Genomic DNA, 26,479 nt, shown 5'->3' on the forward strand with positions numbered 1-26,479 from the left:
AACACTTTTCAGGACTTTTTTTTGTTTCAAGCCCCAGTCACCCTATACTTAATTAAAAACCGAGAACAAGATAGAGCAGTCTACATTTTAAATTCACAGGAAGTGAAACCACGTAAAGGATGACCTATATGGGGAGATTGCAAACATTAGATTATGAAATCCCTGAGTCTATGCAAAAAAGTTGGCAGGAAATCGTCAACTTACTGGCTCAAATAACGCACGTACCCACCACATTAATCATGCGTATCCATCCAGATCGTATTGAAGTCAACACATCCAGTGAAACTCAAGGTAACCCCTATCGTACCGGCGATGCTGAACTACTCGGGAACGGTTTGTATTGTGAGCATGTCATTGAGCATAAGAGCGAACTCATAGTTCCTAATGCGCTCGAGGATGAAGAATGGTGCAACAACCCTGACATCAAACTAGGCATGATATCTTATTGTGGTTTACCGTTATTCTGGCCAAACGGAGAGACGTTTGGAACCATCTGCATGCTTGATTCCAAGAAGAATGAATACAGCGACACTTACCGCCAATTGCTCGGAACTTTCAAAGACTCAATCGAAGCGCAGCTCTCCGTCGTGTATCAGCAACACAAGCTCCAGCGTCTTAATAATGAACTCAAAAATCGAGTTGAGAACCGTACTACGGACTTAGCGCAGTTGAGTTACTCCCTAACAAAAGAGATTGATCGTCGTAAGGCCGCAGAAAAACAAGTGAGCTACCAAAAAACACACGATCAGGGAACCGGATTCTTAAACCGCGCAGCACTGGAAAGTGTTGTCGGAGAAACGCTCGGAACGTTGGATCATAGCCAGCAATCACTGCTCGTGATAAACATTGGCTTTAGTAATGCTCGCAGTATCCAAACCCGTTATGGCTTTGAGGCCTTTGACGAGATATTAAAAGAATTTCGGTATCGCCTTGGTAAACGAGAATCGAGTTATTTTGTTACCGGGAGGCCGAGCTCGAATGACCTTGTATTACTCATTTGGGGCAACGATATTGATATGAAATTGCGTAAGCTACTGGATGATATCACCAATATTGGCTTGGGAAGCTTTTATATAAAAGACACAGAGGTTCACCTCAACTCTTATATTGGTGTTGTACAAGCCCACCAAACCAGCAATGCCAAACAACTTCTTCAAAATGCATGCTATGCCATGCTGCTGTGTAAAGAGTCTGGCGAAGCGTATAGTTATTTTTGTGAAAGTCATTCGAATGAGCTAAACAACCACAATCAATTGGAAAGCTACTTGTTGCAAGCGGTGAGAAATGACGACCTAATGCTATACTTTCAGCCCAAAGTTCATCCCCATACTCACAAATGGATTGGCGCAGAAGCATTGCTGCGCTGGAGACACCCAATACTGGGCGACGTCTCTAACGAAGCATTAATACATATGGCCGAACAAAATGGGCTTATTTTTGAAGTTGGCTCTTTTGTTCTTCGTACCGCGATAGACAAAGCTAAACAGTGGTCGGAGTTAATTGATAATTTCAAAATTGCCGTTAACGTCTCTCCAATTCAATTACAAAACGTGAACTTTGCGGAGCAAGTGCAACACCTACTCGAATCCTTCCATTTACCAGCACATTTTCTCGAACTCGAGGTGACGGAGAGCGCTTTAATTGCCGATGAAATCGTAGCACGCACAACGCTAAACAAATTGCACGAACTAGGCGTGACGTTGTCACTGGATGACTTTGGTACTGGGTACGCCTCTTTCAGCTATTTGAAGAAATACCCATTTGATGCCATCAAGATTGATAAGAGCTTTGTCCAGCAAATGGAAAAGTCGGACGATGATCGTGCGATCATTTGCTCTATCATACACATAGCTAAAAAACTGGACCTCCAAGTGGTTATTGAGGGCATTGAATCACCCCAACAAGAGCAGTTTCTTATTGGTGAGGGTTGTGATATTGGGCAAGGCTTTCTCTATGGTAAACCGATGCCTTGTAATGAATTTGAGCAAAGTTTGTTTAATCAGCGTCTTTCAGGCGGACAATACGCCTACTCTTCCTAAGCATTCTCTTTACTAAGGTGGCGGTGGTTTCTATAATCGCCGCCCGCTTCTATTAAAAGGCCAATATCTTCATGGATCAGTTGACTGCCACGCTTAAGAAAATTGAAAAGCAGAACTACCGCGCTTATCAACAAATCAAAGGTCAATACGACTTCACTGATTTCACTTTGTTCGTCGATCACGTACAAGGAGATCCGTATGCTTCCGCGTCACGTTTTCGTGCAACTCGCGCCTGGTCCTTGACTGGTCTGGAATGGTTAAAAGACGAGTCCCCTGCTTTTCAACGAGCAGCACGTGATTTTATTGCGCGCAGTTTTGAGCAGTTTGCTAAACAAGAAAACTCCGTATCCATTTCATTGAATGGCCAAACTGTGTTGGATAGCACCGCAGTATTGTTTACCGAGGAAGGTATTGAACTGCGTTTTCGAGTTAACTTGCCTGCTGAAGGTCGTTCAGTGTTGGGGAAAAAAGCCAACAACATACTGACTTTCCATTTGCCTAAGTTTATCCGTCGAGCGACCTTAGAACGTGAACTCGACAAAGCAGCATTGATTGAGCATTGCCAAGTTGTTGAAGACCAAGATGCCCTGCGTGCACAGTTGGAAGCCAATAACCTAGTTGCGTTTGTCGCAAATGGCAGCATTCTTCCTCGAATTGCTGGCAACTGTGATCTCCCAATGAAAGAGGCGGTTGAGTTCAAGGCCCCTGAATCGCTGCAAGTGACTTTACATGCACCAAACAAAGGCCATGTCACGGGATTAGGGATTCCAAAGGGCATTACGCTAATCGTTGGTGGCGGTTTCCACGGTAAATCTACCTTACTGAATGCGATTGAGCGTTCGATTTACGATCATATTCCAGGAGATGGTCGTGAATACATCGTAGCTGATGACAAAGCAATGAAGATCCGCGCCGAAGATGGTCGATGTGTGCATCATTTGAACCTGTCGAATTACATCAACCATTTGCCAATGGGTAAAGATACAGCGGACTTTTCGACTCAAGATGCATCAGGCTCAACATCACAAGCCGCTTGGCTTCAAGAGTCTATTGAAGCGGGTGCGAGCACGTTATTGATTGATGAAGACACCTCTGCGACGAACTTCATGATTCGAGATGAACGTATGCAGGCATTGGTGGCAAAAGGTGATGAACCAATCACCCCTCTTGTCGACCGCATTGGTCAATTGCGAGATGATCTCGATATCTCTACCATTATCGTTATGGGTGGTTCAGGCGACTACTTAGACGTTGCCGACACAGTCATTCAGATGCACGACTACCAAGCGGTTGATGTGACAGAAAAAGCGAAAGAAGTGATCGCTCAGCACCCTACTCAACGTCATAACGAATCGGAAGAACGTATACAAACCTTCCCGCCTCGCGCCCTGAATCGCGTTGCTTTGATGAATATTCTCACTGACGGTAAGTTCCGTGTGAATGCGAAAGGCAAAGAGTCACTTCGATTTGGCAAAGAGTTTACTGACCTTAGCGCTTTGGAACAGATTGAGTCCGCTGATGAAGTCAACACGATTGGCTGGTTATGGTTCCAAATCGCTCAGCTTCCAGGCTGGTGTAATCATCCAGCGAAGGAAATTGAAGAAATGCTGTCTGGTGAGTGGCATGCATCGCTTCCTAAGCAAGGGGACTTAGCCAAACCACGCACACTAGACGTAATGGCTGCGCTTAATCGCATGAGAAAATCTCAGTTTAAGCCTTCATGCTAGTTTTGATACGCTGATTGAGATAATCCAATGAAAAAAGGCAGCTAATAGTTAGCTGCCTTCCTTTATCTTTATTCATACCGAATCATTCGTTTCTCAGTACATTCCACGCTTCACAAAGAATTCTAAACCTTTCTGCATCACCATCCTCTCTATCTGGGTGCCAACGAAGCGCGAGTTTTCGCCACTGCTTTCTAATTTCTGCGGGTGTTGCATCAGGGGTAAGCTCAAACAGTGAGAGTGCTTTTGTTTTATCCACACTGACTGTAGACGAACCACCAATGAATTTTTGATAAGTGGTCCAAAATTCATTCAACAATCGACGCACTTCATCTTCGTCCGCTTCGTAGTTGCGCCAATCCAGATAATATTCACGCAAAGGGTCGTTAATATCAACGATATGCCTCGAAGCTTCTAACGAAGACATCAGCTGGATATTCATCGCTTCAACTTGCAGCCAGGCATCTGGGTAAAGCGTTTCTTGCAGTTGGTATAGCGCGTTCATGATTAAGAAATTTCGTTTGAATAAATCCTTATCAGGAGAATCATCCAATTTCGAAATGTAGCCTTGTTCACTCAACTTGCTTGCTAAGGTGTGAACTTTCCAATCGGAAGGCTGCTTTCTAAGAATTTCTAGCATTGGCCAAAGCAACGGGTTTTCTATTGCATGAGTCTCAATACTACTGACCGTGCGTTGTCCTTCCATTCATCCTCTCTGTTTTTAATATTGAAGCATCACACTAATCTCAGAGAAGGCTGCTCATCTGTACTGGTAAAAATGCTTGCTGACGCGTATTTCAGGCCTAATTTCTGTGGCACCGAATGAAGCGTGGGTATCATTTTGTACCATAAACAACAAAAGGCCGATAGTCATCAACCATCGGCCTTTGTAAGGAGATCACGTAAAGGTTAAATAACCCCTAGTTCACGTAAACGTTCCATAAGGTAGCTATGTGCGGTGTAGCGCTCTGACAAAACCACTTCTGGCTTTGGATGCAAGAACAACGGCAATGAAATCCGCGACTTTTCTTGACGGCCACCCGTTGGGTTGATTACACGGTGAGTCGTTGAAGGAAAGTAACCGCCCGACGCTTCTTGAAGCATATCACCAATGTTGATGATTAAGTTTCCGAAGTCACATGGTACATCTATCCAATCACCTTCTTTGCTCTTTACTTGCAGTCCAGGCTCATTAGCGGCTGGCAGAACCGTTAGCAGGTTAATGTCTTCATGCGCGGCAGCACGGATAGCGCCTGGCTCCTCTTCCCCTGTCATTGGCGGGTAGTGAAGAACGCGTAGTAATGTTTTGTCGCTGTTATTGATCATTTCTGACAACGCGATAGAAAACTTCTCTTGAACGTCCTTAGGTGCGTACGCTTCAACCCAGCCTAATAGCTCCTGAGCAAATGCATTCGCCCGCTCATAGTACTCTAAGATTTCAGCTTTAAGTTGCTCTGGGATCTGGCCCCAAGGGTAAACATGAAAGTACTCTTTGATGTCTTTCACTTTGTGCCCTTTCGCTACTTCAGACACAGAAGGTGGGAAGTAGCCATCTTGGGTGTCTACGTTAAAGTGAAAATCATTCTTTTGATCTGAACAGAAAAACTCATGCCAGTTTTTGTAAATTGACTCTACAAGCTCTTGTGGAATCGGGTGGTTTTTCAACACACCGAACCCAGTTTCGCGCAGAGAGGTAACGAACTGTTGAGCAGCATCGTCAGCAAGATAATCGACAGTTTCCAGTTTCATGGCTTTACTTCTTTTTTATTAGACTGAATCACGGATTCTATGGATGGGCATGTTGTAAATCAAACTTTAATGAAAAGTGCACGCGCAAACGTTTTAATGTTGAGCAGTTTGGCAATAAATCAACATTTTCAGTGATCAAAAACACCATCAAAATAACAATTGCACACCGTTCAATTAAGTGTAATCATTACCCAAGTCTATGGAGTCCCACTGTAAGATAAATTGAAGGATCAAGTAACTCTATGAAAAGCACCTCGACACTCTTAGGATTGACGATTTTTTATGCCATCGTGTTTTTATTTTCTGCGTTAGAACCTAACTCACGTGCCGTTTGGTTTGCGGAGATTATCCCAGCAATTGGTATTCTTGTTGCTATTTGGGCAATCTCGATTCGCTATCAATTCAGTAATACGGCTTACTTTTTAATGTTCATCTGGCTCTGTTTGCACACTATCGGAGCGAAATATACGTTTTCCGAAGTACCATTTGACTGGTTTAACGACATGATTGGTTCAGATAGAAACAACTTTGATCGCGTTGCGCACTTTTCGATTGGCCTTTATGCGTATCCGATAGCTGAATACTTGATACACAAGAACAAGTTCAACAAAACGTTCTCTTGCTGGTTTGCTTTGTTTGCGATCATGTCGCTTGCAGCAGGCTATGAGATTATCGAATGGTGGTATGCAGAATTGGCTGGCGGCGATGAAGGAATCGCCTTTCTGGGCTCGCAAGGTGACATATGGGACGCCCAGAAAGATATGTTGTGCGACACCGTTGGTGCAGCGTTGTCGCTATTTTTAATGTCGGCTCAGCGTCGATTCTCTCAGCCACTCTAAATAAGGGTTAAACCCATCAACAATTGGAACCTGTACGATCTGTGCTACTTCATATTCGTGCAGGTTTTCTATTTTCTCTTCCACCAATTCATAGAGCTCTCGGCGAGTTTTGATCACCAGCAACCATTCGTTGTCAGTACAAATCTCCCCTTTCCACACATAGTGACTTTCAATAGGCATCGTTTGAATACACGCGGCTAATTGGGCATCTAGCAAACCTTTAATGATCTGATCTCGATTTTTTTCGTTGCTGGTTGTGCTTAACACCATGCAGTAGTCATGTTTTATACTCATTTTCTAGCCCTTCATTATTTCATTGTCACTTTGCCGCCAATCATTTTGTAAGCGGGCGTTCCTCTCACTAGGGTATCTCTTGCAAACTCTTGCCCGCAACTGGGACAGATGCATGGGGTTTGTGTGAAATCGTCAACAATGCGCTCTTTGAAGCATTTGACCAGTGCGCCTTTTCCGCCTTTACGGTACTTGAATAGTTGAGTTTTACACTTTGAGCAATAGATATCGACGGTTTTCGTCGGCTGTTTCTTATTCGGTTTCGCCATGATTATTTTCTATATCAGGTTTTACCCATACGTTATTAAAGTCAAACCAACCTAAGGCATTACACTTTGCATTTTGTAAGGCACCGCTGTGATCTTTATTGACACCCAACCAGCAGTGAAACATCGGAATCACCTGACAACTTTTTACCAACTGACGTCCTAACTCACGTGCAGGGAAGTCTGGATAAACACCAGCACGCCACTGATCAACGAGCTTAGCCCATTCGCTAAAATCGTAACCAGAACTGAATTTCTCAATATCACTGTAATCCAGAAGCCAGCCCGCTAACGCGTCATTTCGGTTCGTTGCAATGCCCATGGCTTTCACCCAAATATCCACTTCCTCAGGTGCGGGCGGTTGAGAATCATAACGAATAAACTCGACCTCTATACCATGCGGTTTTAAGAGTGTCTTGATGGCCTTGGCAACTACTGGAAACATCGGATGCTTTTTCTGATACGCTACGGAAATCACCTTATCAGCCTGCGGTACGCTGCCCGCCTCTGCAGGCCTAAGGTCAATCCAACCTGGCTTAAGGCCAAAGGCTTGCAATACACCCAATTCCATCACTTTATCTTGAGGAACATGCGCGTAAATCTGGTGACTGTTGAGAGTTTGTGATAGGAATTCTGCCCAGCGTGGATCTTTTGCAATCCCGGTGTTTTTGTTTAGTAATAGGAATGTACAGCCAGGATCAAGCTCGACTTCATCAGATGAACCTTGTTTATCCATCTTTGGCTTAGACAAGCTTGGATAGACCATTGAAGAGTACGCTTCATCAATTACCCACACCTCTACTTGGTCCAGCAAGGGACGAAAGCCAAAGTAGCCATCAAAAGCAGTCAAAATGAGACGCTTATCATCATTCATTTTAACTTGGAACGGCCCTGTCCCAATCGGTTGTCTATCGAAGTTTTCTGAACGCAAAGCGCTTGGTAGCAAAATTTTTGCTTGCGACTCACTCAGCGCCAAAGGCAGGTAGCGATCAGGACGGACGAGTTCAATATCGACGGTCCATTCCTGTGGTGAAGATACCTTTTTTATATGAGAAAACAGGTTCAGGCTACTTAGTGCAAGCACACTTTCAAGTACACAACTGGTTGATAAGGGTTCACCATTATGAAAACGCACCCCACGACGAAGATAAAAACGCCAGTGCGTATCAGAAATGGCTTCCCATGTGTGGGCTAAATCTGGCTGAAGTTGTTCATTTTCATCAAGGCGAGTTAGCCCGCTAAAAATTTGTCTGGCGATGTGCTGTTCTGAACGCCGCATCGGTTTCTGTGGGTTTAACATCGCCAATGGTCGATAATATGGCAAACGTACCACCTGTTCGCCCTGCCGATGCTGAAGCCCTAAATAACCCTGAATAACCTGCGTTAATCGAGCCGCGTCGTTATCAAGCGCATCTAGAGCCTGGCCAATTTTCCCTTCGTCGAGATAACGTCTGGCGAGGTTTTCACTGACATCGCTACGGTTACGTTTGAAAACGAGTTTTGAGAGTTTTCCTCGACCCGCTGCTGGATGCCATTCAATCCAGCCCTCTTCTTCAAGTTTATTTAGAACAATACGAGCATTACGACGTGTACAAAACAGCGCTTCGGTGATGTCTTCAAGCTGAACGTCCGTATCGTGACCGGAAAATTTTTCAAACAGTGTTTCGAACTGAACACGTAAACGAGGGCTACTCATAAAGAGGAAATTCTTATCTTATTGTTGATAAGCTAAGTTTCCTCATTTTTATTAAAAAGTGCAAACGTCACGCAGTAAATTATTGAATATCGATGCCAATTTCTCGTGCAAGATCGGCAAGTTGTTCCTCATTATCCAGCTTGATAGACCATTTACACTCTGCACCATGAGATAAAACAACGTTCGCTCCTCTACCCAGTAACTGGATAGAATCGGTTTGCGCTTGTAAGGTCACCATTGCACTGCCGGAGAGCTTAATCACGATTTCACGCTGGGTAGCAATGATTTTTCCTAATGAAAACTCAATCACCATCTTGCTTTATACCGACTTCGTTTTATGTTGCTTCACTGCGATAGTTAAGCGACTGGTACACACTAATCGGCCTCGTTCATCAGTTATGTCGATTTGCCACACTTGTGTTGAAACGCCAAGGTGTACGGGTTTTGCCGTACCAATCACATGACCACTTCGCATTGCACGTACATGGTTCGCGTTGATATCCAAACCGACACAGTAACTCCCCTCATCGACAGAGAAATTTGCAGCTAAAGAGCCTAATGTTTCTGCGAGCACAACAGAAGCGCCACCATGAAGCATTCCTAAAGGTTGATGAGTAAAACTACATACAGGCATGGTTGCTGTAAGGGAGTCATCCGTGAAATCTGTGTATTCAATTTGTAGGTGCTCGATCAGGGTATTTTTTGATGTCGCATTCAGAATCTCTATGCTAACGGGCTTTTTCCATATACTCATTGTTTTACTCTTAATTTCACAAATTGGTTTGTCGGATTGTAACGATTTATTAGAGAGCTAGCATAGACTTTACTTAGGTCTAACTTCAAGGTGTAACATCTTGGCCTCCTTGCCAGTTGATGAATAATTTGATCCATGCATCGTGTTACTATTTGGGTATATACTATTGCTTCAAAACAAAAATAATTTAGATGGAGCCTATTATGAAGGTATGGATGAAAGCCTCTGCTCTTTTAACTATCGCGGGTTTAACAGCGTGTAGCGCATCACCGACGGGTCGCAACCAGATCCTGATGTTTTCAGATCAGGAAATGTCATCGCTTGGCGCTAAATCTTTCGAACAAATGAAGAAAGATATCCCAATCAGCAAAGATCGCAAAACGAATGCCTACGTTCAATGCGTTGCCAAACACATCACTGACACCATTCCCGCTCAATCTGGATTTAAAGACTGGGAAGTCGTTGTTTTTGATAGTGAACAAGTCAATGCGTTTGCTCTACCAGGTGGGAAGATCGGCGTGTATACCGGGCTTTTAGATGTCGCGAAAAACCAAGATCAGTTGGCAACAGTCATTGGTCACGAAGTCGCTCACGTCCTCGCTGACCACAGTAATGAACGTCTCTCACAAAGTCAGTTAGCAAATGCAGGGTTGTCTCTAGCAAACGTTGCCATTGGAGCTTCCGAGTACAAACAGTATCAGCAAATGACGATGGCGGCACTTGGTGTCGGTGTCCAATACGGTGTTATTTTGCCATACGGTCGTACACAGGAATCCGAGGCTGATATTGTCGGGCTTGAGTTTATGGCAAAAGCAGGCTTCGACCCACGTCAAAGTGTCGATTTATGGAAAAATATGAGTGCTGCATCCGGTGGCTCTCAACCTCCTGAATTCTTCTCAACTCACCCATCGCACAGTACGCGTATTAAAGATTTACAAGCAACCATAAATAAGTTGCCTGCGTATAAGGCGAAAACGCCAAAATGTGGCTAAACTTCTGCTACCAGTGTCTATTTTTCGCAAAAAAGCTCCCTAGGGAGCTTTTTTAATGGGTATAAGGAATAGTTTAAGTACCCAGTATCTGTAGTGGCAAGCTCAATAGGCTATCTCCAAGGGTAGCAAAATACCAAATGATAGCGACAAAACCACCGACAGAAACCAAGTACCAAGCAAGTGAGAAGAGTTGTCCGTAACGGGTTAACGGCAATAAATGACTATGATGTCGACCTCTCCATTCCATGACCACTTCTAGCATCCCCATTAACAATAAAAACCCTAGCAACGTCAGCCCGAAAGAATAGCTGATAAAAATACCCAACAAGGCAGCAGCTATACTGCCGACTAATCCAACCCAAGTGTTCATCGAGAAGGTAATGCTTTTGAGTACATGACCACCATCTAGTGGCAGAATAGGCAACAGATTAAACAGGTTTAGTAACGCGTTAAACACTGCTAGGCCAGCGAAGAGCACCTCTCCAGTCATCCAATAAAGCAAAGTAAACGCGATGCTAAGAACTAAACCAAAAAATGGTCCCATAATCGAGATAACCACATCTTGCCAGCGTGTGTTGATCTTTTCATCACTCAGCGCTAAACCGCCAAGAAATGGAATCAAATAGATGCCCTTGGTCTTCATTCCAAAGTACTTCATCGCCCTAATATGGCCATACTCATGGAAAACTAAACAGGCGATCAAAGCTAACGCGAACTCGATAGAAAATAGCCAAGAATATGCAGCAAGACTTGCAGATGCTAGCGCCACTTTGATTACTTTCGCACTCTTGAGTGCTTTCATTCCAAGCGATACTAGCCCTATCACACTTAAACGCTTTTCCGTTGGCGGCTCAACTTCTGGTACTTGGCGTTCGATGTCTTTTTCATTTCGGCAACCTTCGCTAATAAGCTCATTGTTAATTGTGGCCTTGTAACTCAATTCAAACGGTTGCCATGTTAATGAACACTCCAAATGGCATACCAAGACTTCCTCCCCTGCAGAGAGTCTAAACTGGTGAAGACAAGTGTCTGCAACATTATCACTGGCATCTATTTGGGACACCAAGGTGTTATCCCAATATAACTGCTGCCAACCAGCCATCGATCCTTCGAGCCTTAACGAACGACCTAAAAATTCAACATTCAGTAATTCCAACACGATTCCTATTGCGTCTATTGAATAACAACAAAGCGAGGCGCGAATTATGCCTGCTAAGTACAGAAACGGCAAAGCCCGCTATCTCTTGGTTTGAATGCCATTTAATCATAAAGCCCGTAAAACAATTCTGGTCGTACCATTCTCTTAAGAAATATAACGATAATACATGCCCTTACGAATCACCGTTTGACCTATGCATCATATTTAAAACGCAAAATACGCTCAAACTTTGACAAGTTATTAAACATACAATTAACATTACATTTACATCACAGTTGTATTTCACGTATTAACAACTGGTGTAAGTATCACACAACAATTACAAGGACTTCGGTCCAACACTATGACACCCTAGGAGGGTCAAGGATGAACAAGAAGCACTGCTCTCTGCTTACAATTTCGATATTGTTTGCGTGTAATGCCCATTCAGCGGGCTTCCAGGTAGCTGAGCATTCAGCATCTGGTCTTGGTCGAGCATTTTCAGGTGAAGGAGCGGTCGCAGACAATGCCAGCGTTCTTGCACGAAACCCAGCAGCGATGACGCTTTTCAAAGAAGCTCAATTCTCGGGCGCGTTATCTATCATCGATCCTGAAGTCGATGTGTATGACACAGTTAACAAAGAACATGCGAAAGATGTTGCCCCTTTACAAGTCGTGCCAGCGGGTTATTACATCAGCCCTATCAACGATAACTGGGCTTGGGGTATCGGTATGTTCACAACATACGGTGTTGCTACTGATTATCCAGATGATATTTCTGCGGGTGACATGGCGGGTGACACTTCCCTACTTTCAGTAAACATTAATCCCAATGTCGCTTACCGTATTAACGAGTCTTTCAGTGTGGGTGGCGGTATCAACCTAGTGTACGCGGAAGCGGAGCTGACTCGTCACAAAGGCGCACTCGCCGGTATTTTAGGTGGTAATAAGTCCGATAACCTTGTCGGCATGGAAGGCGAAACTTTTGCTTGGGGTTGGAATATTGGCGCTTTGTACGAGCTAAATGAAAACAACCGTTTTGGCTTTGGTTACCGTTCTAAAGTTGATCTAGATTTTGACGACGGTGAGTTTAGTAGTTACGACTCAGGCCGAGCTCCATCACCAAAAGTGGATGGCCGTTTAAAAATCTCTCTCCCTTCAATTATCGAATTATCGGCTTTCCATCAACTGAATGAACAATGGGCAGTACATTACGGCTGGCAACAGACCGATTGGAGCACATTTAAAGAACTGAAAGCGACGAGTCCTCAATGTAATGATGGAACTGCTGGTCAATGTTTCTACAAACCAGAGAAATACGAAGACAACAATCGTTATTCTATTGGTGCCACTTACACTCTCAATGCGGATTGGACATTCCGTGCGGGCTTTGCATACGACGAACAAGCAGGTGAAGCCACATTGAGCATCCCTGACAGTGACCGTTTTTGGTACAGCGCGGGCCTGACTTACGCAATGAATGAGAATTTAACTTTCGATGCAGGCTTTGCACTTGTTAAGAGTAAATCAGGCTCTTTCACCGAGACAAATGCTCAGGATGAAGAGATCAAGTTCGACTCTGAAGGTACTGCTTACATCAGCGCGGTACAGATGAACTACACCTTCAAATAATGGGATTACGGAGTAAACCAATGAAACACACGTTTAAATTATCAATGCTTTGTTCTGCAATCCTTCTTGCTGGTTGTGGTGATAATACATCAAGCTCTGGTACTTCCGACAAAGTTCAATTTGAAGATGAAGTCCAAGCACTGCTCGACCGTGGAACATCTATCAGCTTTACGCTTCAAGGGGCGAATGCGGATGTACCTGCGCCCTCTTACTTATTAATGGACACAACAGATGGCACGCTTGGTCTGCCAACTGACGGTGATGATGCCTTAACCAACCCTAGAGCCTCGATGAATACGATGGATGGATGGTCAACGTCTATGCCAATCGTTCTGAACTTTAAAGGCGATGGCTTTGCAACGGGTATGCTGACGTCTGGTATTAAAGTCATCAAGATTAATCAACGTTTGACCGAGTGGGATGGTAAGTCTAACCCAATCGAAGAAGTTCTCGTTCAGAACCAAGACTACGTTGTTCAAGCAAAAGGCAACTCTCTATATATCCAGTTCATGGATGCGCTTGATGAGTCAAGCGAGTACATTTTTGCAGTAACACAAGATGTTACTGACGTGAATGGTGAGCCAATCGGTACATCAGCCAGTTACGCGACAGGTAAATCGAAAGAAATCGTTTATGAAACTGGTGCTCTTGCTTCTATTCAAGCGGTGACACAAGCGGTGGAAGGCATTTTTGGTCTAGCTCAAGTTAACCCTGACGACATCGTTTACTCCTCCTGGTTCAGCACTCAGTCTGTAGGTGACACTTTGGCGGCGGTTAAAGGTGTAACTGCAACCGGTTTCTCAACGGGTGCAAATACACTAAACGCCGTTTACAAAAACGATGCGAACGAAGGTTCAGTAGATTTATCAACAGCCTACACGATGACACTTGGTGCAACCCAAGACTTTAGCACTGCGCTAGACTCTGACGATGACTTTAGTAAGTACGTTAGTGACCTAGACGCGGCAAAAACGGCAATTAAAGGCCTTTATGCGAAGTCAGGTGCCGATGTAAATGTGACTCAAGGTGTGGTCAGACTGCCTCATTATCTAGAAAAAGGGGCAAACTGGAACATGCAGCCAATGGTATCTGCGATGCCAAGCCTAGCGAAGCTAAGTGCAGCACTGGCGGATCCGAACGAGCAAGCGAACATGGTCCAGCAGCTATCAACCGGCGTTTTCGCAAATAACCCTGTTGACGTGACAAAGCTTGCAACCGATCCTACAGAGCAGCTAAAACTGGTGGGTGCTAAACTCACATTAAGCGATGGTACCCAACTCGACAGCGAACGTATTGTGACTCGCTACTCCCCAGTTCCAGTCGTTAAATCGGTAGAAGATGTCGAAGTACTTGTCTTCACACCTAAATCTGGTGTCGCGACAGACGTTGTGATTTATCAACACGGCATCACTTCAGCGAAAGAGAATGCGTACGCGTTCGCGTTCAATATGGTAAAAGCAGGTGTGGCTGTTATTGCTATTGACTTACCTATTCACGGTACGCGCAGCTTAGATGAACAACGTTCCGCAAATGCGAATGTACTGGCTTATCTAAATCTTTCCAACTTAGCCGTTGCGCGTGACAATCTACGTCAAAGTGTTCTGGATGTGTTAGGTTTGCGCGCTAGCTTGGTAGTATCGGCGCAAGGCGGTCTTTTAGCTGGAGGTCCTCTGCAAGGCTTCAACCCAATGACGGGTTCAAAAGTCAAAATGCTAGGTCATTCACTTGGTGGTATTGTAGCTACATCTGCCGTCGCAGCAGCAAACAATACATTGGGCAGCCCTACTGCGGATGCGCTGTACACCTTTAGCTCTGCATCAGTACAGAACTCTGGTGGACAAATTGGTAATTTGTTACTAGGTTCAGACAATTACGGTCCTCAGATCAAACATAACCTCGCTTATGCAGCATCAAAAGACTATGCGAATTACGCTGATGCATCATGTGCGGATCTAGAAGATAAAACATGTTACGAAGCATTTGAGGCTGCGGCAACGGAAGCTCAAGTCGCAGCTTTAGAAGCTGGTTTCTCACAATTTATCTATGCAGCACAAACAACGCTAGATACAGTCGACCCGTTCACAAACGCCTCAGATTTGGTCGCTTCTGGTTCACTAACTACACCATTCTTGATGACCGAGGTCGAGGGTGATAGCACAGTGCCAAACAGCGTTCCAAATGCACCATTCGCGGGTACTGAACCGCTTGCTAATAAGCTAGGATTGAAGACTGTGAACAGTACGGACACTACTGTGAATGCAACTGCGAGCTTTGTACAGTTTAATGCTGCTGCATCGCACAGTACTTTTGCTTCGCCAAATGGCACACTTTCTGATATTGACCATCACGTTGAGATGCAAATGGAAAACACAGACTTCTTAATGGATGACACTTTAACGGGTGTGACTAATACTTCCGTTCTGAAGTAATCGTATCACCTCTCTTACCAAAGCCCAGTTTCGACTGGGCTTTTTCGTTCTCTATCATAAAAAACCGTCCCGTATATCCTTTGCTATAGTTAAATCGGTGTCGTACCTAACTTACTTGTTTGAAAGGAAAACTCTATGCGCATATTCACTATAATGGCCACTGCTTTACTTCTTGCTGCATGCGGAAGTAGCCAATATCTTATGTCGACAAATGAAGGAAAAATTATTACTTCTTACGGTAAACCAGACCTTAACGAAGAAACGGGTATGTACGAGTATGAAGACATGGATGGGAAAGAAATGAGCATTTCAAAAGATCAAATTGTGCAGATTATTGAACGCTAGCAACATGCCCTCTATGTATTTAGAGGGCTCTCCCCATACTTCTGAGCGCAGTTAATACTCCCAACGAACCTCTAACTTCCTCAAGAAATGAAGCAACCAATTCATCATTCAAAACAATCAATGCATTTTCTTATATACAGGTATTATTTGTTTAGCGAATATTTTACATCTTCACCCTAATCAGGTTGGAATATTGTAAAATCTCGGCTTTAATTCGCTAACACCCTTTTATTTCTCAGGATAAAGTGGATAATACCGCCACAAAATAACATTACTAAGGTGAGTCCTTATGTCTATTGAAGCTACTCTGCTTGCGCGCTGCGAGTCAAAATGTGAACTGTGTTCTTCTGAATCTCAACTAACAGCATACGCTGTCCCACCTCACGGTAACGTGACCGTTGATACTGCTATCATGGTTTGTGATAAGTGTCTGGGTGAGATCGATGAGCCAAAAGACATTAACCACTGGCGTTGTCTAAACGAAAGCATGTGGAGCCAGGTTCCTGCAGTACAAGTGACAGCATGGCGCCAACTCACTCGCCTAAACTCTGAAAGCTGGGCTCAAGATGCTCTTGACATGATGTACATGGAAGAAGAGCAAATGAACTGGGCGATGAAGGGTATGTCTGATGATGACAAAACGTTGGATTGCAACGGCACTGAACTTAAGAAAGGTGACGATGTAACGGTAATCAAAGACCTACCAGTTAAAGGCACTAACCAAGTAATCAAACAAGGCACAGTGATCCGTGGTATCAGCCTTGGTGATGATCCGAAACTAGTTTCGGGCAAGGCAAATGGCGGTCAGTCAATGTACGTGATCGCAGAATACTGCCGTAAGAAGTAATATCGTATTACTCTACAAGTCAAAACGGGGCACTATTAGTGCCCCGTTTTCATTTCTAATGAACACCAATTTGGAATAAGCTCCTCTACTCCGGTATTGACTCTGTATAGAGTTCTAGCTCCGTTATTCGCGTTTGAGCAGCTAAAAAAATACCGGCTTATAAGCCGGTATTTTCATTCATTATTTCAAGATTAACGGTACATACCGATATCTTTTTGAATGTGAGCTGACAAATCTTCCGCATAGTAACTGCGTGGTGCAGTATTATCTACGAATAGAATGTCTAGTAAGTGAGCAATCAGTCCTTTGAAGTTAACCGCGTAGGTTTTCTTATCCATAGAGGTTGGTAAAGCTACATTTGTCATTTGCATTGCTTGTGCCATGATTGCCTCTCTTTAAAGCAGTAGTCTGTTTTGTTGGTTGTATATTAGTCAGTTTCTTATTGTTTAAGAAATGACAAATTTTACCCATTCGGATTAGATTATCTAATAAAACAAGTCCATTACAAACATCAAAAATACAAATGAATAATAACAGCATAAATAGTCAGAAACTGTTTAATTATGTTGAATAACTTAACGTTACCTGCATAAGTACACCTCAAGTTGCAACATATTTTTAACATTAAGTTTCGTTATTTATTTTATTTTTAGCGCTTTACTTATATTTTTTGATTAGTAATTTTAACGCTAGAGCGACTGTTCGACTTATTTTTGAGGAGCGATGCCACAACCGCTGATGTCATCACAACGATTAAGAATGTGAGTGACCACGTTGTCGGAATCTCATACTCTGTTCCCACCAATAACATCTTTACACCGATAAACATCATGATCACCGATAATGCTGGTTTTAAGTACACAAACTTGTCTAACATCGCTTGCAGAACAAAGTACAAAGATCGCAAACCCAACAGTGCAAACACGTTCGCGGCTAAGACTAAAAATGGCTCTCGTGTTACCGCGAATATGGCAGGTATAGAATCCAGTGCAAACATTACATCCATCACTGCAATTACACCGACTACGATCAGCATTGGTGTTGCCACCCACTTACCAGCTTGCTTTAAGATTAAGTGATTTCCTTGGTAATCATCCGTAACTGGCAATATTTTGCGTATAAACTGCTCAGGATATGGGTTAACCTCTTCTGCTTCACCTTTGTCGCGAGCAAGCTTAATACCTGTCCAAATAAGGAATGCGGCAAAGAGGTACAACACCCAGTGGTACTGCGCAAGTAACTGAGCACCAACCGCAATCATGATAGCCCGTAGAACTAACGCACCAATCACGCCCCAAAGCAGCGCTCGCGGACGCAAATGCTCCGGCACACTGTATTGTGCAAAGATGATGGCAAACACAAACAAGTTATCCACGCTTAGCGACTTCTCTAGTAAGTAGCCTGTTAAGAATGAAACCGTTGCTTTATCGTTCGTATAAGTGCTGTGCGGTGCGTAAAAGTCCCAGAATAAATAGATAGAACCTGCAAAAACAAAGGCAAGTAAGAACCAGAAAACACTCCAAAGGATGGCTTTTTTCATCGTTATAACGCCACCACGCGTTTGATAGATATCAAGCGCAACAAGAACAAGCGTAAAAAGACCAAAAGCGCCATACATCGCTAATGACTCTTGAAGTGGTGCCGATTGGCTCAATTGGGTGGTACTTTCGATAAGAGACATGCTTCCTCCCATGGCGGAAGGGCATGAGTTTGGTGACCTTCCGCAGACAATAACAACAAGCAGTCACATAGTAATCATGTGCTGCCAGTCAATGAATGCGTTGGTCTCGTTGAAGTGTCGGCGTGGATGAATCACGCAACACCTTTACTTACCGGATAAGCTGATGCTTAACGAGATGACGATAAGTAAACTTGCGCTAACTACTCCCCAAACGCCGCAATGATAACGCCGAATGTAACGCTTTCCAACAAAAAAGCTTTGTCCAATCGAAATAAAATTCTTATTAAAAATCAGAAAGAAATATAAAAACAAAGGAATTGGTTCAACCTCGTGAACTTTTGTTAGATGTAAAGATCAGCAAGTGACTCAAGGTGATACATTTAAGAGTCGGAGCGATGTCTCTGAGAACATAGACACAAAAAAAGGAGCATAACTGCTCCTTTCCTAACTTCCGTGTTATTAGCAATTCAAAAGCCGCTCAAAGGTACAAAGTAAACTAACGTTGACCAAATTGCGACCCAAGCAACCACCACTGCCGTATCTGTCCAATCTTTATTCCACATACTGCCACCCTCATCATCGCATGTAGCAATTGAAAGACAGCAAAATCGATACCAATATCTACTACCTGTGTTGCTGTGTATAAAGTTTGTGATTTTGATTCAAGCAGTTTGGCTCATCGGTCAGAAGTTCAATAAAACAGTCTGCCATGGATAAGTTGGTTACACGCCCCTCGCCTTTCATCTCCAGTAGCGCATCGTAACCTTCTTTCCCTTTCATGGTATAAGCGGAGGAAGTGCCTCGATACCAGGTGTCGTCTTGAACGTCGACCCATTGTTGACCATCAAAAATTGCTAATGACTGAATTCTTTCACCTTTAGGGGCATCAGCTCGGTACTCAAAGTTTAAATTGTAAGTGTATGGATAACTGCCAGAGCCAGTACCTTCCACATCATTGTTGAGTGCATTGTTTATGGCGCCTTCAAGTGCTCGGCGAATAGCACTGCCTTTTACGTCGTAAAAGCCGATCGGAACGGCAAAAGGCAACAACCGTCCGGCAATATCTGCCACTGTGATGTTGCCAGGATTCAATGATGTTCGCACGCCACCCGCATTATGAATCGCAAATTGAACCTCATGCCCGCGTTTATTTAGGCTGTACAAAAATGAACGAGCAACAGAAGAAGCCAGCTCGCTCTCACCAAACTCATCTGGGATTCGCACATGACGCTTTTTGGTGTCAATACTGGCAATGACTTGTGACTGTAACTGCCTTACCCGAGGGATGTATTTATCACTTAGGATCGCTTGAGTCTCTGGGTGTTTCTTACAGACCACCACATTAGGTTGACCATGGATAAAGTCACACGCGGTTTCGAATACGCCTTGGTCAAGCTGTTGATTTAGTGTCGAGTCCCAAAAAATACGTCGGCCAAGTAACAGTTCATTTTGACCACTCAGCATGGTTGCTTTGCCGTTTTCATCAAATTCAATGACGCAGTGCCCCATAGTCAAAGCATGAAAGCCCGCTTGCACAACGTAGGTATCTTTTACTTTGACACCATAAGGGTCATCTTGCCCTAAACCTATTGATGAGAAATCGCCTTGCAGTCGGTGGCTATGTCCACCAACAATAATACCAATCCCCTCAACTTGTTCAGCCAACTCTAAATCGCCTTCATAACCTAAGTGGCTCAGAAGAATGATATTTTTAATACCAGAGTAGTGAATTTGTTTTACGGTCGCCTTAGCAGTTTCAATTGCAGACTTAAATGGCGTATCTGCATCTGGGTTCGCGATATCGCTCATTTTATCAATGGATAATCCGAAAATCGCAACCTGCTCACCATGAAACTCTTTGACGATGTATTGTGCGCTTTGTGTCTCCGTTTGATAGCTATACACATTGTTGCTATCGCTGACTCGGTGAGGCTTTTGAAGCGATTCATTTGATAGATCCCAGTTACCAGCAAGCAATGGAAACTGAGTGCGTTGACAGAATAAGGCAACAGGTTCATTACCCATATCCAATTCATGGTTGCCTAACGCCATCGCATCAATCTTTAACGCATTCAACAAATCGGCGTTGGCTTTACCTTTAAATAATGAGAAATAAAGTGTGCCTTGGAAACAGTCTCCAGCATGGAGAAATAACATCCCATGCCCTTGACGTTGCGCGTCGTCTCGTAGCTGCTCTACTCGGGTTGCGATGCGAGAGAACCCGCCTGCACTCACGTATGGCTCTAACGTGAGTTCTTTGTTGATCTTAAGCTTTAACTGTAATGACGTTGGCTCAAAGTAGGAATGTGTGTCATTGATGTGTGCCAGTTTGATTCTCACTGGCTTATGATTGTTATTCATCTTCATCTTCTCTCTTTTCATTCCTTATAATAATAAGAAGTGAATCATGACAGAATCATGAATTTTATGAAACTGTGATTTTTTGATTTCATGTTTAAGTGATCACGATGCTATCTACACTACTTTTGAAAGTAAGCGTCGCTTGTTGCGGTCTCTATTCAGTAAGGGGCTCTCGTAATTTTGTGAACTGAGCTTAACTCCAATATTTCGAATTAATATATGCTTAGGAGTAGCAAAATAACTCTCTATAATTCAAATAATTGCAAGGAGGATTGAGATGAGACTAGAACGCATCGAAATCTCCGGGTTTAGAGGCATCAAACGCCTTTCACTCTCTTTTGACGAACTCACTACGCTCATCGGTGAGAATACGTGGGGCAAATCATCATTGCTCGATGCCCTTTCTATCGCGCTACCTGCTAATGGCTCATTATATCAATTCGAACTAAAAGATTTTCACGTTGATTACTCAATTTCTCATCCACAAACCCAACACTTGCAGATCATTGTTTGCTTTAAAGCACAAGACAAGAACGAAGTAAAAGCCGGGCGTTATCGACGGATAAAACCTGCATGGTGCACAAACGAGGATGGTGAGCAGGTCATTTACTATCGAATTAGTGCGTCTCGCGACGAGTATGATATTAAAACTGAATACGCATTTTTGGATCATAACGGCAAGCCGAAGAAACTGCACCACTCTGAGAAACTCGCTGTAGAGTTGATGACTCTTCACCCTGTTATCCGCCTACGAGACTCCCGACGCTTCCCAGATTTAAACCACGTCAACGGCGACAGCAAAAATGCTCGGATTGAAAAACGAATCAACAACACCTGCCGACGGCTATTGGCGATGCCTGGGCACGTAAACAAGGGTGAGATTCGCAGTAGTCTCGATTCAATGCAAACACTTGTCGAACACTATTTTGCGTTCCGCAGCGTCAGCAAAGGTAACCCACGAAAACCTCGTGATGGTCTTTTTTATACGAGCCCTTCCTCTGATAAAGGATTAAGTCAATTCCTTAAGGAAACAAATGATAAACAAAGCCGTTTGCTTTTAATGGGGCTTCTCAATGCTTACCTTCAAGCAAAAGGCCCTACCGATTTAAGACGCTGCGCAAGACCGATACTGATTATCGAGGACCCTGAAGGCCGACTACACCCAACTCATCTCGCTAGAGCGTGGTCATTATTGCAGTTGTTGCCAATGCAAAAGATTTTAACTACCAACAGCGGTACGTTACTTGGCTCGGTTCCACTTTATTCAATCCGACGTTTGATTCGCTTGTCAGACCGAACCATTGCCAAAAGTTTAAACTCTGCCAAGTTTGGTAGAGATGAGTTACGCCGAATTGGTTTTCACATTCGTTTTCATCGCTCAGGGGCGTTGTTTGCACGGTGTTGGTTGCTCGTAGAAGGCGAAACTGAAGTTTGGTTATTTCATGAATTGGCTCGTCAATGTGGATATGACTTAGCTGCGGAAGGAGTTCAAATCGTTGAATTTGCACAGTCAGGACTGAAGTCACTGATCAAAGTAGCAAAAGAGTTCGGTATCGACTGGCATGTTGTTACCGATGGTGACCCGGCAGGTAAAAAGTACGCGCATGCCGTGAGAGCGCAACTCGATCATGATCAGGAAAGGCATAGACTTACAGAGTTACCTGATCGAGATATCGAACATTTTCTATATAATCATGGGTTTGAACTTTTCTTTAAGGACATCATCAAAGTTCCTCATGATCACCCTATCCCAGCTAAAAAAGTCGTAAACCGTGTTTTGAAAAAGCATGCAAAACCGGACTTAGCTTTGGCCATTGTATCTCACTGTGAAGAGAGAGGTATGGAGTGCATTCCTGTACTTCTGCGTTGGACACTTAAGCGCGTTGTCACCATGGCAAACGGCAATACATGAGTTAGAGTATTTCACACTCACACCTTGTCTTGTAATACAAAAAAAGCACACCAAATTGGTGTGCTTGTATCAAACATCATTAATTTTGATTAAAGGTATTGAGAGGGATAAAACTCAATACACAGTGGATACAAATAAGATCGGGGGTTCACTACTGTGCTTGCTCAGCAAGCGTAGAAGAAGTAGTGCTTGATTTCGTATGCAACCAAAGTCCAGTCGCTTTCATTAGATAACCAAACACACCACCTAGCAGCAAAGATGGAATGACAAGTTGCCAGTTTCCATCAGCGGCAAATGTTGCGCAGGAACCAATAAAAGTGCCTGGAATGTACGCGAGCCAAGCCTGTTTCGCTTGAATACACATGAAAAATGCCACAATAGCGGTAATCACATAACCGATAATTTCCAAACCAACGTAAGTTGAACCGTGGATAATTACCATTGCCCAGAATACACCCGTCATATTAGTGATTAAGCTGATACCAAGTCCTTTCAATCCGCTAGTTGGCGCAGCAAAGTAGCTCGTGCAACCTAAAAAACCAGCCCAAGAAAGCAAACCTAAAGAAATGGCGATCCAACCCCATACGCCAGATAAAATTCCAGTAGTGATAGAGATAGCTAAAAGTGTCGTCATGGTAGTCGTACCTGCTTGGCTATTATCGTACCCATATGGCTCAATAACTGCCTTCATACATTGAAATCAAGGACACATGTTAGATACATCAGTCTTGTTTATCGGTGATAATGATCACAATAAGGTTATAACAATTTCATGACTTGCACTAAAAGTTTGACGCAACCGATAAATCAACAGATTTAGGGAATGAGTATTTCTAATACTCGGTAAAAAAGGATGTGTGTAGGACAGTTCCAATAGGTCACTCCAGCAAGCTTTAACGAGACTGGAAGCTAATATCGGCGTGCAGAATCATGGTTCACCAAGTGAGTGCATAAAAGCTCCTGAATCACGCTTATTCTTCGAAGTTCAGTATACTGTACATAGAAATATGCCACTCCCAATTAAGCGAGTGGCATTGCTGTGCTTCTAGAGTTTATTGCGTGTATTGAGTAGTAACTTATAATACCGAAGGCTTACCTTTCATCATTCGCAGACCTTCTCGTTTAATGCAGTCGACTAGTGGGTTTTCTGCCATATCAGCTCGCCATATAAATGAAAGTGTCCTTTCCATTTTTAGCTCGGGCACATTTAACGCAACAAGATGACCCGCTTCTATATATCGCTCTACATCTAAATACGGTAAACAAGTAAGGTACTGGCCGTTAGCAACTAAGCTGCGTAACACCGGAACGTGCTCGTACTCTCGCCATACATCCAAATCTTCAATAAGATGATGAATAGAGCTATCAAATGTTTTTCGTGTGCCAGAGCCATGCTCTCTCAACACCCACTTCGCTTGTTCTAACTGAGCGAGGCTTACAGATTGATTGCGAGCAAAAGGATGATGAGAAGCAGCGACAACAGTAAGATGGTCTCGGCACCAGACTTCTTGGTGCAAACGGTTATCGTCACAACGCCCCTCGATGATCCCTAAATCATATTTATAATCTAATACGCCATCAATAACCCCTTTTGTACTCTGAACACCAAGGGAAATACGCATTTCTGGAAAGTCATTATCAATGATACTGATAAGGTCTGGAACCAGATGCTCTGCCGGAGTTTGACTCGCGCCCATGCGAATCTCACCGCTTAACAAATGTTGCTCATAAAAGCCCATTTCAATCTGCAGTGCGTCTTGTAATAAGCGTTTTGCTTTTGGTCGTAGCCACATACCCCAATGGGTTAACGCCATTTGCTTGCCCTGCCTCTCAAATAAAGGCCTGCCAAGCATTTTTTCTAATTGCGCAAGCGACATACTTGTCGCTGATTGTGTCAAAGCCAGTTTCTCTGCGGCCTGGCTTACACTGCCGGTATCTGCAACTGCGTCAAAAACCGCTAATTGCTTAAGTGAGTAGCGCAAAGTGTCCTCCATTATTGGTGAGTATTTTTCATACCCTCACAATCGTTAAAAACATGCCCCAATAAGCAATAGAGTTCATTTTACCTAGCCGCATAAAGTTATCAATTAATTTGATGAGGTTTCTAAATATTATCAATTTTACCTACCAAACCCTTCTCCTTATTCTGACTGTGCGGTTCGGGAACACCGCAAGCCTCAATGACTTTGAGACTGAAGTCATTGAGGCTTCTAAATAAAAACAACAATTTCATTTTTGAGTTAATAACCAAGGAATTTTTATGCGATTACAAATTAAGGAGTCAATATGGCGGTGACCAGCTCTCAAAATCACCAGTACTTTTCTCCAAAAGAAATGATGGCTGAAGCGGAAAAATTTGCGTTAAGTAAAGCAAACAAAACCAGCAGTATGACACTGAGTCTTGCCATCATGGCGGGCGCGTTCATTGGATTGGCGTTCTTGTTTTACATCACGGTGACTACTGGCAGCGCTGGCGCTGGTTGGGGCTTAAGCCGTCTTGCTGGCGGATTAGCATTTAGTATGGGCTTGATCCTCATCGTGATCTGCGGCGGTGAACTATTTACCAGCTCAGTTCTTTCCAGTATCTCATGGGCCAATAAGCAAATCTCGTTCGGAAAAATGCTTTCTATTTGGGGCAAGGTTTACGTTGGCAACTTCATTGGTGCGATGTTCCTACTTGCGCTAGTTACTGCAGCTGGTCTTTATCAAATGGATAGCGGTCAATGGGGGTTAAATGCGCTTAACATCGCGCAGCACAAGCTTCATCACACTCTCATTCAGGCGTTTGCGCTCGGCATCCTTTGTAACCTATTGGTCTGCCTCGCGATTTGGTTAACGTTTAGCTCTGCAAATGCAATGACAAAAGCAGCAATGACAATCATGCCTGTGGCCATGTTTGTCAGCAGTGGCTTTGAACACTGTGTCGCGAACATGTTTATGGTTCCACTTGGCATTGTTATCGCGAATTTTGCACCTGAGTCTTTTTGGGCCTCCGTCGGTGTGCCCGCTTCACAGTACGCAGACTTAAATATTGGCCACTTTATTACCGCTAACTTAATTCCTGTCACGCTTGGCAACATCGTCGGCGGAGCGGTTTTAGTTGGTCTTGCAAACTGGTGTATTTTTCGCCGACCAGAACTAAAAGCAGCGAATATCTCTTCTATCACAACGACTACAACACTCTCGTCAGTTAAGGATTTCACCATGAAAAACGCATCTTTTGTTAAAGACATTATGAACCCAAAACCAGTTACCATCAGTGCAGAAACCCCGATAGCAATCGCACTGGATGTGCTACTTGATAACAACGTAACTAGCGCACCTGTTGTAGACGTACAAAATCGATTGGTTGGCTTCTTCTCTGCTCACGATGTGATGGTAGAACTATGGTGTGAGGACTACATTCCGGTGAAAGACCAAAAAGTCGTCGACATCATGAGCCGCGATGTGGTCGCAATTGATGCTGGTGACCGTCTCGTTGATGTTGTCGAGTTCCTATGTATCGATAAAGAGCAGTTGTACCCAACGAGCAGCATGGGCATCGCCACTCGCATGACGTCTTTATCTTTAGAAGAACGCGCAAAAAGCATCAAAGTGAGCAAGCCACAAGTACTTCCTGTACTTGAAAATGGCCAGATGGTCGGTGTTGTTACTCGTACTGAAGTATTAAAAGCACTACGCCCGATTTTTGGTGAGCGTTTAAACCTAGTAGAAAAAAACGAGTTAGAAACAGCGTAATTCATTAAACGCTTGCAACGTCTGTTGGCTTTCAATCGCTGTCACT

Annotated in this window: 23 protein-coding genes; 10 read left to right on the forward strand and 13 right to left on the reverse strand. The window is 43.7% G+C overall.

The features are described 5' to 3' along the window. The first annotated feature begins 128 nt into the window (after positions 1-128). Both FKN16_RS00090 and FKN16_RS00095 read left to right on the forward strand, forming a co-directional pair. Entirely contained in the window at positions 129-2,039 is a 1,911-nt protein-coding gene (locus tag FKN16_RS00090) for an EAL domain-containing protein (protein ID WP_134645659.1), read from the forward strand. 71 nt (positions 2,040-2,110) lie between these two features. Further along, entirely contained in the window at positions 2,111-3,766 is a 1,656-nt protein-coding gene (locus tag FKN16_RS00095) for an ABC-ATPase domain-containing protein (RefSeq protein ID WP_170901693.1), read from the forward strand. Between the two features lie 82 nt (positions 3,767-3,848). Here the strand turns inward: FKN16_RS00095 and FKN16_RS00100 are convergent, their stop codons facing one another. Together FKN16_RS00100 and FKN16_RS00105 are read right to left on the reverse strand one after the other, a co-directional pair. Beyond that, positions 3,849-4,469 carry a DNA-J related domain-containing protein gene (locus FKN16_RS00100; RefSeq protein ID WP_170901694.1) on the reverse strand — a complete coding sequence of 207 codons (621 nt, stop codon included), beginning with the start codon at positions 4,467-4,469 and terminating at the stop codon, positions 3,849-3,851. 203 nt (positions 4,470-4,672) lie between these two features. Beyond that, positions 4,673-5,512 carry a 2OG-Fe(II) oxygenase family protein gene (locus FKN16_RS00105; RefSeq protein WP_005376329.1) on the reverse strand — a complete coding sequence of 280 codons (840 nt, stop codon included), beginning with the start codon at positions 5,510-5,512 and terminating at the stop codon, positions 4,673-4,675. Positions 5,513-5,754: 242 nt separating this feature from the next. Here FKN16_RS00105 and FKN16_RS00110 point away from each other — a divergent pair, with 242 nt between their 5' ends. Beyond that, positions 5,755-6,351, forward strand: a complete 597-nt coding sequence (locus FKN16_RS00110; RefSeq protein WP_005395495.1) for a DUF2238 domain-containing protein — start codon at positions 5,755-5,757, stop codon at positions 6,349-6,351. On the opposite strand, the gene cutA is transcribed toward FKN16_RS00110, so the two are convergent. From cutA to FKN16_RS00135, 5 genes are all read right to left on the reverse strand, one after another. Further along, positions 6,313-6,645, reverse strand: a complete 333-nt coding sequence (cutA, locus tag FKN16_RS00115) for a divalent-cation tolerance protein CutA (protein WP_031780471.1) — start codon at positions 6,643-6,645, stop codon at positions 6,313-6,315. The genes FKN16_RS00110 and cutA overlap by 39 nt on opposite strands. A gap of 14 nt (positions 6,646-6,659) precedes the next feature. Then, positions 6,660-6,911 carry a hypothetical protein gene (locus FKN16_RS00120; RefSeq protein ID WP_053349877.1) on the reverse strand — a complete coding sequence of 84 codons (252 nt, stop codon included), beginning with the start codon at positions 6,909-6,911 and terminating at the stop codon, positions 6,660-6,662. Next, positions 6,895-8,604 (reverse strand): SgrR family transcriptional regulator, encoded by a 1,710-nt coding sequence (locus FKN16_RS00125; protein WP_104970693.1) that lies wholly within the window; start codon positions 8,602-8,604, stop codon positions 6,895-6,897. The genes FKN16_RS00120 and FKN16_RS00125 overlap by 17 nt, the downstream gene beginning before the upstream one ends. Positions 8,605-8,683: 79 nt before the next feature. Further along, complete coding sequence (locus FKN16_RS00130; RefSeq protein WP_005395503.1) at positions 8,684-8,917, reverse strand: DUF3389 domain-containing protein; 234 nt, start codon at positions 8,915-8,917, stop codon at positions 8,684-8,686. A gap of 6 nt (positions 8,918-8,923) precedes the next feature. Beyond that, positions 8,924-9,358 (reverse strand): hotdog fold thioesterase, encoded by a 435-nt coding sequence (locus FKN16_RS00135; RefSeq protein ID WP_012842307.1) that lies wholly within the window; start codon positions 9,356-9,358, stop codon positions 8,924-8,926. 203 nt (positions 9,359-9,561) lie between these two features. Between FKN16_RS00135 and FKN16_RS00140 the strand changes: the two genes are divergently transcribed. Then, complete coding sequence (locus tag FKN16_RS00140) at positions 9,562-10,350, forward strand: M48 family metallopeptidase (RefSeq protein WP_170901695.1); 789 nt, start codon at positions 9,562-9,564, stop codon at positions 10,348-10,350. A gap of 73 nt (positions 10,351-10,423) precedes the next feature. Here FKN16_RS00140 and FKN16_RS00145 read toward each other — a convergent pair whose 3' ends face one another. Further along, positions 10,424-11,452, reverse strand: coding sequence for a site-2 protease family protein (locus FKN16_RS00145; RefSeq protein WP_249370502.1), 1,029 nt, complete (start codon positions 11,450-11,452; stop codon positions 10,424-10,426). A 423-nt stretch (positions 11,453-11,875) separates the two neighbouring features. Between FKN16_RS00145 and FKN16_RS00150 the strand changes: the two genes are divergently transcribed. From FKN16_RS00150 to FKN16_RS00165, 4 genes are all read left to right on the forward strand, one after another. Then, positions 11,876-13,120: an outer membrane protein transport protein gene (locus FKN16_RS00150; RefSeq protein ID WP_005395507.1), complete on the forward strand. Its 1,245-nt coding sequence runs from the start codon at positions 11,876-11,878 to the stop codon at positions 13,118-13,120. 20 nt (positions 13,121-13,140) lie between these two features. Next, complete coding sequence (locus tag FKN16_RS00155; protein ID WP_170901697.1) at positions 13,141-15,549, forward strand: VolA/Pla-1 family phospholipase; 2,409 nt, start codon at positions 13,141-13,143, stop codon at positions 15,547-15,549. 135 nt (positions 15,550-15,684) lie between these two features. Continuing rightward, positions 15,685-15,894 (forward strand): YgdI/YgdR family lipoprotein, encoded by a 210-nt coding sequence (locus FKN16_RS00160; protein WP_041853072.1) that lies wholly within the window; start codon positions 15,685-15,687, stop codon positions 15,892-15,894. Positions 15,895-16,183: 289 nt separating this feature from the next. Continuing rightward, positions 16,184-16,741 (forward strand): alkylphosphonate utilization protein, encoded by a 558-nt coding sequence (locus FKN16_RS00165; RefSeq protein ID WP_005395511.1) that lies wholly within the window; start codon positions 16,184-16,186, stop codon positions 16,739-16,741. Positions 16,742-16,932: 191 nt separating this feature from the next. On the opposite strand, the gene FKN16_RS00170 is transcribed toward FKN16_RS00165, so the two are convergent. The 3 genes from FKN16_RS00170 to FKN16_RS00180 all read right to left on the reverse strand — a co-directional run bounded on the left by FKN16_RS00170 (position 16,933) and on the right by FKN16_RS00180 (position 20,789). Next, entirely contained in the window at positions 16,933-17,124 is a 192-nt protein-coding gene (locus tag FKN16_RS00170; protein WP_005376351.1) for a hypothetical protein, read from the reverse strand. 278 nt (positions 17,125-17,402) lie between these two features. Further along, a complete protein-coding gene (locus tag FKN16_RS00175; protein ID WP_145535040.1) occupies positions 17,403-18,422 on the reverse strand; it encodes a TerC/Alx family metal homeostasis membrane protein in 1,020 nt (339 codons plus the stop codon). Positions 18,423-19,046: 624 nt separating this feature from the next. After that, on the reverse strand, positions 19,047-20,789 hold the full coding sequence (locus FKN16_RS00180) for a bifunctional UDP-sugar hydrolase/5'-nucleotidase (RefSeq protein ID WP_170901698.1): 1,743 nt from the start codon (positions 20,787-20,789) through the stop codon (positions 19,047-19,049). Positions 20,790-21,060: 271 nt separating this feature from the next. Here FKN16_RS00180 and FKN16_RS00185 point away from each other — a divergent pair, with 271 nt between their 5' ends. Beyond that, positions 21,061-22,695, forward strand: a complete 1,635-nt coding sequence (locus FKN16_RS00185; RefSeq protein ID WP_012842315.1) for an ATP-dependent endonuclease — start codon at positions 21,061-21,063, stop codon at positions 22,693-22,695. A 151-nt stretch (positions 22,696-22,846) separates the two neighbouring features. Here FKN16_RS00185 and FKN16_RS00190 read toward each other — a convergent pair whose 3' ends face one another. Both FKN16_RS00190 and FKN16_RS00195 read right to left on the reverse strand, forming a co-directional pair. Next, positions 22,847-23,329: a DUF1097 domain-containing protein gene (locus FKN16_RS00190; protein ID WP_005395520.1), complete on the reverse strand. Its 483-nt coding sequence runs from the start codon at positions 23,327-23,329 to the stop codon at positions 22,847-22,849. A 442-nt stretch (positions 23,330-23,771) separates the two neighbouring features. Continuing rightward, positions 23,772-24,677, reverse strand: a complete 906-nt coding sequence (locus FKN16_RS00195; protein WP_005395522.1) for a LysR substrate-binding domain-containing protein — start codon at positions 24,675-24,677, stop codon at positions 23,772-23,774. A 304-nt stretch (positions 24,678-24,981) separates the two neighbouring features. Between FKN16_RS00195 and focA the strand changes: the two genes are divergently transcribed. After that, entirely contained in the window at positions 24,982-26,433 is a 1,452-nt protein-coding gene (focA, locus tag FKN16_RS00200; RefSeq protein WP_012842317.1) for a formate transporter FocA, read from the forward strand. Positions 26,434-26,479: the final 46 nt, after the last annotated feature.

Origin of the sequence: Vibrio sp. 11-4(1) (assembly GCF_013048625.1) — a bacterium.
Lineage (GTDB): Bacteria > Pseudomonadota > Gammaproteobacteria > Enterobacterales > Vibrionaceae > Vibrio > Vibrio diabolicus.